Consider the following 7945-nt stretch of genomic DNA (forward strand, 5'->3'; position numbering starts at 1 on the left):
GGCCTCAGGCTTCCCGGTGGATGTGTTCCAGCGCCTTGACCGCGTTCTCCGCTCCGTTCTCCCCCTTGAGTTTCTCCGCAAGGCGACGGGTGTTGTCGGCGATCCCGGGGTCGGTGATCGTGTGCCGCACCGCCCCGACGAGTCCGTCCATGGTGAGGTCGTTGTACGGGATGGGCGCCGGTGCGACACCGAGGTCGCGCAGGTGGTTGCCCCACATCAGCTGTTCCTTGTGGAAGGGGCAGGCCATCTGGGGGATGCCGGCCTCGAGCGCCGCGTTGAGAGTGCCCGGGCCCCCGGCGTGCACGGCCGCGCGGACCCGGGGGAACAGCCAGTCGTACGGAACGTCGCTCTCCACCAGGACGTTCGCGGGCGGATCGGTGATGCTGATGCCGCCCCAGCCGGTGACGACCACGGCACGCACGCCCGTCCGGCGCACCACGTCCAGCACCAGTTGCCCGGTCTTCTCCGGATCGCCGTGCGAGAGGCTGCCGAAGCCGAAGAAGACCGGTGGCTCGCCGGCCTCCAGGAAGCGGAGCAGCTCCGCCGAGGGCCGCTGGTTGGCGGGCAGTGACCAGAAGCCGGTGGTGTGGACCCAGTCGGGCCACTCCGGGGCCGGTTCGAGGACGTGCGGGCTGAAGCCGTGCAGGACCGGGGTGGGCCTGCCGTCGGGGCGGTGCCGGCAGTCCAGGTAGTCGTCGCGGAGCGGCAGCCCCAGGGTCTCCGTCCGCCACGTGGAGATCATCTCCGCCAGCAGCGGATTGAGGGGAGCGCTGTTCACCCGGGCGTGCTGCTCCAGGTTGTCCGGCCTGGCCTCCAGCGAGCCGAGTTGTGCGGGGTAGCGGCGGGACGGCACGAGGTTGGGGTGGTGCGTGGCGAGCACGCTCGGGATGCCCAGCTTCTCGGCCATCTGGTGCATGACCTGGCGTGAATGGTGCGAGTGGACCAGCAGATCGGCCCCGCCGCGTGCCGCGTCCCAGAACTGCCGGAGCAGGACGGGGTACGTCTTGGGCATGAATTCGCGGAATATCGCCTCGCGGGCCTTTCGGTATTCCTCGGATTCCGGGTCCGTGGTGAGGAGCAGCTTGCGGACGTCCGGCCGCTGCAGCAGCTTCACGCCCTCGTCGGTCACCGGGGCGAACCGCACACCGTACGACTCCGCAAAGGGTTCGAAAATGCTCGGACCGACGAGGGTGGCGGTGTGCCCGGCGCGATTGAGCGCGTGGGCGACGGCCAGATAGGGCTGCAGATCGCCACGCGTGCCATGGGAATAGATGAGCACCTTCATCCCGGCGACATTAGGGGCGCCGGACCGTGGCCGGCTGGACGCCGTCTGCACGCGGGGAGCTGCCTCTTGTCAGTGCCGTGGCGGTCGATGAGCATGACCGTGATCCACGTCGTCCACCAGCGGAGGAGACCGAGATGAAGGCTCTGGTGTACTGCCACGGGAGCCGTGGGGACGTACAGCCGTATCTGGCCCTGGCCCATGCCCTGAACCGGGCCGGGCACTCCGCGACCCTGGTGGCGCCCAGGCTCTTCGCTCCCTTCGCCGCCGCATACGACGTGGAATTCGCCGGTCTGGACGACTGGTCCATCACGTTGTGGCGCAGGCCCGAGGTCCGCAAGCTGCGCTGGACGAGCGACCGGCGGACGCCGGAGACGGAGCGTCAGCGGGCCGCCCTGAAGCAGGAGGCGGTGGACCGCTACCCGATCATCCTCAAGGACATGTGGGAGGCGGCGGCCGACGGCGCCGACATCATCATCCACTCGCAGGCGTCACGCGAACAGATAGCCCAGATCGCGGAGAAGCTGGGAATCCCGAACGTGTTCGCGGTGCTTTACCCGAACTTCGTGGTCTCCAGCCAGTACCCGGCCTTCGGCCGGCTGTCGGACGTCTTCAGCGACCAGGTGGACGAGAGCGGGGCGGACCCGTACAGCTACATTCCGCCGCAGCTGATCACGATGATCGAGCACTGGCGGTCCGAGACGCTCGGCCTGCCGCCCCGCGACGGCTTCCTGGACTTCCGGTACCGGGCCGACGGCAGCCCCACCCCGGTGCTGCACATCTTCAGCCCGGACGTGATCACGCCCGCGGCCGACTGGCCCGACACCGTGCACACCGCGGGCTTCTGGCATCTGCCGCCGGCTCCCGGCTGGCAGCCGCCGGCCGAACTGGTGCGCTTCCTGGAGGCGGGCGAGAAGCCGGTGTTCGTGGGCTTCGGCAGCACCCTGAGCCCCGATCCGCAGGCCACGGCCAGGGTCGTCCTCGAAGGTGTCAGGGCGTCCGGGCAGCGGGCCGTGGTCGTCGAGGGCTGGGGCGGCATCCAGGTCACCGATTACGCGGACGACATCCTCACCGTCAAGGACGTGCCCTACCCGTGGCTGCTGCCACGGGTGCGCGCAGTGGTCCACGCGGGCGGGCCCGGCACGTACAACGACGCGCTGCGCGCCGGAATCCCCCAGGTCATCTGCCCGTTCGAGACGAACCAGCGGATGTGGGGCGAGCACCTCAACCGGCTGGGGGTGGCCCCGCCCCCCGTCATGCAGCGCGACCTCACCCCCGAGGGGCTCGCCGCCGACATCCGGCACGCGGTGACGGACCCGGGGATCGCGGCCGCCGCCGCCCGCTTCGGCGCGCTGCTCGGCGCGGAGGACGGGCTGGGGGCGGCGGTCCGGGTCCTGGAGAAGGTCCACGCCGAGGGGGTGCGGGGGCGCTGACGTCCCGCCGCCCCCGGCAGGTTGACCGTGCGGCGCGCCGCCCTTCACGGTGCGGCGCGCCGGACGAGCAGCTCCCACCAGGCACGGTGGTCGCGGTACCACTGGACCGTCTCGGCGAACCCGGTGTCGAAGTCCTTGCGCGGCCGATGGCCGACGCCTTGGACGCCGCCTACGCCGAGCTGGGGGCCGGCCGGTCCGACTCGGTCGAGCGGCCCTCGGGCACGTCGCCGTACACCTCGTCCGTGGAGATGTGCACGAAGGTCGCAAGGCCGGTCCGGAGCGCGGCCTCAAGCAGCGTCTGCGTGCCGAGGACGCCGGTGCGCACGAACTCCGCCGCGCCCAGGATGGAACGGTCCACATGGGACTCGGCGGCGAAGTGCACGACCTGGTCGTGCCGGCCCGCGAGCTCCTCGGCCAGGGCCGGTTCGCAGATGTCGCCCCGGACGAAGGCGAAGCCGGGGCGGGCGCAGACCGGAGCGAGATCGGCGGGGTTGCCCGCGTAATCGAGGCGTTCGAGCACCGTCACGCGGACGTCCTCGGGCCCCCGCGGCCCCAGCAGCGTACGTACGGAGTAGGAGCCGATGAACCCGGCTCCGCCGGTGACGAGGATCCTGGTGGTCAGGAGGAGATCTGCACCTTGCAGTGATCGCCGAGGACGAGGCGGTGGGCGGCGGGGGTGACTTCCACATGGCGGCCGATGAGGGACGCCTCGATGCGACCCACGCCGGTGATCGAGGAGCCGGGGAGCACGATCGAGAACTCGGTCTCGCTGTCCTCGACGTGACACCGCTCGGCGATCGCGGTGTACGGGCCCACCCGACAACCGGTGATCACCGTGCAGGCGTCGACGACCACGGGGCCCGCGATGCGTGAACCGCGCACCACGGCCCCCTCCGCGATCCGCACCCGGCCGCACGAGTTCCGTGGCCGGGTCCACGTCCCCGGCCACCAGCGGCTCCAGGGACTCCAGGGCGACCCGGTTGGCGTCGAGGAGGTCCGCGACGTTGCCGGTGTCCTTCCAGTAGCCGGAGTGGGTCGTGGAGCGGACGTCGGCGCCCCGGTCGATCAGCCACTGGACGGCGTGGGTGATCTCCAGCTCGCCGCGCCGGGAGGGGGAGATGGCGCGCACCGCCTCGTGGACCGCCGGGGTGAACAGGTACACGCCGACGACGACGTGGCCTCCCTTGGGCGCGGCCGGTTTCTCCTCCGGCCCCACCACCCGCCGCGTCGGTGCCGGGCGGTCACGTCCATGAGACCACCGTGGCGTCGTCGATGAACCCGAAGATCCCCGCCAACGAGGTACGCCTGCTGCCGGGGTCGGAGTTGGGCTCCACGGCGTGCACATGGGAGCCGTTGAAGACGTAGACGTCTCCCGGGTGGACGTCGATCCACCGGCACTCGATGCCGTCCAAGGTCTGGGTCGGATACGGGGAGCCCGTGCGGTGCAGGCCCATCCGCCGCTTGGACGCGTCGTCCGGCTGGATGTTCCACACCAGCAGCCGGCCGCCGTCGCCTTTCTCCAGGCAGATGTTGAGGGCGCAGACCTCGTGGTCGACCACCCGCTGGATCTCGAAGTCCGCCTGCCGGGGCTCGGTGCACTGGGAGCGGTCCTCGTGCGGGTCCAGGGCGTACCTGCCGTCGCCGTGCCAGGAGCGCAGCAGGCCGCGGGACGCGGTGCGCCCGTGGTGGCGGGCCAGGCGCACGTCCACACCCTCGGGGGCGAGCTCCTGGGCCAGGCCCGTGTAGAAGGCGGTCAGCGGGTCGTCGGGCAGGTCGAGCACCTTGTCGAGGGCGGCGGCGCCGCGCTCGGACTCGTCCAGGTAGTGCTCGGTCGTCTTGTGGTAGTGGTACGCGCCGAGGTGGTAGCTGGGGGCCTCGGTGCTGCGCCGCCCCCGGTCCGGGCTGTCCCAGAACCGGGCGGCGAGTTCGGCGCAGACGTCCCGCGCGACCATGCCCCGGAAGATGACGCCCGCGCGGCGGCCGCGCAGGACGTCGACGACCAGCTCGGGGCGGAACTCGCGGTGCTCGGGGAAGCTGAAGTAGTCGGCGTCGCCGCTCCAGCCGGTGACCGTGCGGCTCGGCGGGGCCTGGACCGCCCCTTCCCCGGTCCCGGTCATCGGCCCCCCATCTGCTCGACGAGGCTCTTGGGCCGCATGTCGGTCCAGTGCTCCTCGATGTAGTCGAGGCAGGCCTGGCGGCTGTCCTCCGGGTGGGCGACCGTCCAGCCGGCCGGCACCTCCGCGAAGACCGGCCAGAGCGAGTGCTGGCCCTCGTGGTTGACCAGCACAACATACCGGCCGTCAGGATTCTCGAACGGGTTCGTCATGCGGGCACTCCCTTGGGTTTGTGTCCTGAAATCGCGAGAGTCATGGAATTCGAATGGTGCACGACACGGGTGCGGATCGGCTGTACCCGACCTGTACGCGAAACTGCCGTCGCAATCCATCGACTCTTCTGTCAACATAACGATCTGGCAAGGGAGTTGGTTATCTGTAAGCTCTGCCACCCATTCCGGAATCCCGCGACCGCGACCGCGCGGAATGAATAGGCGAATATACAGGGGAGCGTTGTGAAACTGACCACAGGCGATCTCGCGATATTCGGTGGAGTACACGCCTTTCTGCGGCCCTTGTACGTCGGCTCCCCCAACACGGTCGACCGTGACCGCCTGTTCGACCGCCTCAACTGGGCACTGGACAACCAGTGGCTCTCCAACAGCGGCCCGCTGGCCGTGGAATTCGAGGCCCGGACCGCCGAGCTCGCCGGTGTGCGCAACTCCGTCGCCACCTGCAACGCGACGGTCGCGCTCCAGATGCTCTGCCATGCGCTGGAGCTCAGCGGTGAGGTGATCATGCCCTCGCTCACGTTCGCCGCGACCGCGCACGCCGCGCGCTGGGTCGGCCTCGACCCGGTGTTCGTGGACGTCGACCCGCAGACCGGTCAGCTGGATCCCGCCCTCGCGGCCGAGGCGGTCGGCCCGCTCACCTCGGCGATCCTCGGCGTGCACCTGTGGGGCCGGACGTGCCCGGCCCCGGAGCTGGAGAAGGTCGCCGTCGACTACGGGCTTCCGCTCTTCTTCGACGCGGCTCACGCCATCGGCTGCACCCTCGACGGACGGCCGGTCGCCTCCTTCGGCAACGCGTCGGTCTTCTCCTTCCACCCGACCAAGGTGGTGGCCGGGTTCGAGGGCGGCGCGATCGTCACCGACGACGACGCCCTGGCCGGGCGGCTGCGCAGCCTGCGCAACTTCGGTATGGGACCGGGGGCCGGCAGTCCGGCGGGCGGCACCAACGGCAAGATGAGCGAGGCCGCCGCGGCCATGGCGCTGACCTCGCTCGACGGATTCGAACGGGCCGTCGCCCACAACCGGTCGAACTTCGACGCCTATGCCGCGGGGCTGGACGCAATCCCCGGGGTGCGGCTGGTGCCGCACGACCCGTCGGAGTCACGTAACTACCAGTACGTGATCATCGAGATCGACGAGTCCGTGGCGGGTGTCGACCGGGACCTCGTCCTGGAGATCCTGCAGGCCGAACACATCATGGCGAAGCCGTACTTCTCCCCCGCCTGCCATGAACTGGAGCCCTACCGGTCCGGCCGCACCTTCCGGCTCCCGCACACCGAACGGCTCGCCAGGCGCGTGCTGGCCCTGCCCACCGGTTCGGCCGTGTCGCGCGAGAGCATCCGCAGGATCTGCGACGTGCTGCGGCTAGTCGTCTCCCGCAGCGATGAAGTGACCTCCCGTTGGCAGCAGATGAAGGGACGACCCACATGACGTCGGCACTCGATCCGCGTACCGGGGCGGTGGCGCGCTGCGCGACCCCCGGCCACGACCCGGACTCGGCGGCGGCGGCCGTGCGGCACCTGCTGACGGAGCGCCGCCACTGCCCACCGGACGAGGCGGACACCGCCGCCGGCCGACTCGTCGCCCTGGCACGGCACTACGGCAACCGGCCGTTCACGCCGCTGGAGGAGGTACGGCGGGAACTCGCCCTGGACACGGACCGCTTCCGGCGGCTCCTCGACCTCTTCGGGCGGCTTCCCGAGCTCCGGGACGCGGTGATCGCGGGCCCGTCCGGCCAGTACTGGTCCAACACCGTGCTGCCGCTGGAGCGGCGCGGAGTGTTCGACGCGGTCCTGGAGGGCAGGCCCGGCCACCCGCACATCGTCGGCCTGTACCCCGGGCCGAGCTGCATGTTCCGGTGCCACTTCTGCGTACGGGTGACGGGGGCGCGCTATCCGGCCTCCGCGCTGGCGGACGGCAACGCGGCGCTGGCCTCGGTCATCGACGAACTGCCCGCCGGCTCCCCCGAGTCCCTGTACGTCTCCGGCGGCCTGGAGCCGCTCACCAATCCCGGGCTCGGCGACCTGGTGCGGCGGGCCGCGGGGCGCGGCTTCCCCATGACGCTGTACACCAACTCCTTCGCCCTCACCGAGCAGACACTGGAGCGCCAGCCGGGACTGTGGGACCTCGGCGCCGTCCGCACCTCGCTGTACGGGGTGTCCGACGAGGAGTACGAGGCCACCACCGGGAAGCGGCGGGCCTTCGGCCGTGTGCGGGCGAACCTGCTGCGTTTCCAGCGGCTGCGGGCCGAGCGCGAGGCGCCCGTGCGGCTCGGCCTGAACCACATCATCCTGCCGGGGCGCGCCCGGCGGCTGCTCGACGTGCTGGACTTCGTCGCCGAGCTGGACGCCGCCGCCCCCGGCAGGCCCGTGGACTTCCTGAACCTGCGCGAGGACTACAGCGCACGGCCGGACGGGGCGCTCTCGGCGGCCGAGCGCACCGAACTCCAGGACATCCTGCTCGCCTTCGAGGAGAAGGCCCGGCGCCTGGCCCCCGCCCTGCGGGTCGACTACGGCTACGCCCTGCACGCCCTCAAGTCGGGCACCGAGGCGGAGCTGGTGCGCATCCGGCCGGAGACGATGCGGCCGCGGGCGCATCCGCAGATCGCGGTCCAGGTCGACGTGCTGGGCGACGTGTACCTGTACCGCGAGGCGGGCTTCCCCGGCCTGGAGGGCGCCGACCGCTACATCGCCGGACGGGTGGAGCCGGGCCGTTCACTGCTCGACGTGGTCGGGGACTTCGTCACGGCCCGCGCCCCGGTGGCCCCGCGGGCCGGTGACGAGTACTTCATGGACGGCTTCGACCAGGTGGTCACGGCGCGGCTGAATCAGTTGGAGGCCGACATCGCCGCGGGCTGGGCGGCGCACCGCGGGCTGCTGCGCTGAC

At 71.1% G+C, this 7945-nt stretch carries 6 protein-coding genes and 2 pseudogenes; 3 read left to right on the forward strand and 5 right to left on the reverse strand.

Going from position 1 to position 7945, the window contains the following annotated elements:
- Positions 1–4 precede the first annotated feature (4 nt).
- Positions 5–1285 (reverse strand): glycosyltransferase, encoded by a 1281-nt coding sequence (locus NRF20_RS11565; RefSeq protein WP_398630559.1) that lies wholly within the window; start codon positions 1283–1285, stop codon positions 5–7.
- Positions 1286–1419: 134 nt separating this feature from the next.
- Between NRF20_RS11565 and NRF20_RS11570 the strand changes: the two genes are divergently transcribed.
- Positions 1420–2715 carry a glycosyltransferase gene (locus NRF20_RS11570; protein ID WP_413752523.1) on the forward strand — a complete coding sequence of 432 codons (1296 nt, stop codon included), beginning with the start codon at positions 1420–1422 and terminating at the stop codon, positions 2713–2715.
- A 175-nt stretch (positions 2716–2890) separates the two neighbouring features.
- Here NRF20_RS11570 and NRF20_RS11575 read toward each other — a convergent pair.
- The 4 genes and pseudogenes from NRF20_RS11575 to NRF20_RS11590 all read right to left on the reverse strand — a co-directional run.
- Positions 2891–3337, reverse strand: a pseudogene (locus NRF20_RS11575) (GDP-mannose 4,6-dehydratase); the annotation flags it as partial.
- Positions 3334–3937, reverse strand: a pseudogene (locus tag NRF20_RS11580) (sugar phosphate nucleotidyltransferase); the annotation flags it as partial. The pseudogenes NRF20_RS11580 and NRF20_RS11575, both read right to left, overlap by 4 nt.
- Positions 3938–3956: 19 nt before the next feature.
- The gene (locus tag NRF20_RS11585) at positions 3957–4832 is read right to left on the reverse strand and encodes a hypothetical protein (RefSeq protein ID WP_413752524.1); all 876 of its coding nucleotides are present in this window, start codon (positions 4830–4832) and stop codon (positions 3957–3959) included.
- Positions 4829–5041, reverse strand: a complete 213-nt coding sequence (locus NRF20_RS11590; RefSeq protein WP_266356999.1) for an MbtH family protein — start codon at positions 5039–5041, stop codon at positions 4829–4831. The genes NRF20_RS11585 and NRF20_RS11590 overlap by 4 nt, the downstream gene beginning before the upstream one ends.
- Positions 5042–5284: 243 nt before the next feature.
- Between NRF20_RS11590 and NRF20_RS11595 the strand changes: the two genes are divergently transcribed.
- Positions 5285–6490: an aminotransferase class I/II-fold pyridoxal phosphate-dependent enzyme gene (locus NRF20_RS11595; protein WP_413752525.1), complete on the forward strand. Its 1206-nt coding sequence runs from the start codon at positions 5285–5287 to the stop codon at positions 6488–6490.
- A complete protein-coding gene (desII, locus tag NRF20_RS11600; protein WP_413752526.1) occupies positions 6487–7944 on the forward strand; it encodes a dTDP-4-amino-4,6-dideoxy-D-glucose ammonia-lyase in 1458 nt (485 codons plus the stop codon). Before NRF20_RS11595 ends, desII begins: the two co-directional genes overlap by 4 nt.
- Position 7945 lies beyond the last annotated feature (1 nt).

Source organism: Streptomyces sp. R-74717 (assembly GCF_047305335.1).
GTDB lineage: Bacteria > Actinomycetota > Actinomycetes > Streptomycetales > Streptomycetaceae > Streptomyces > Streptomyces atratus.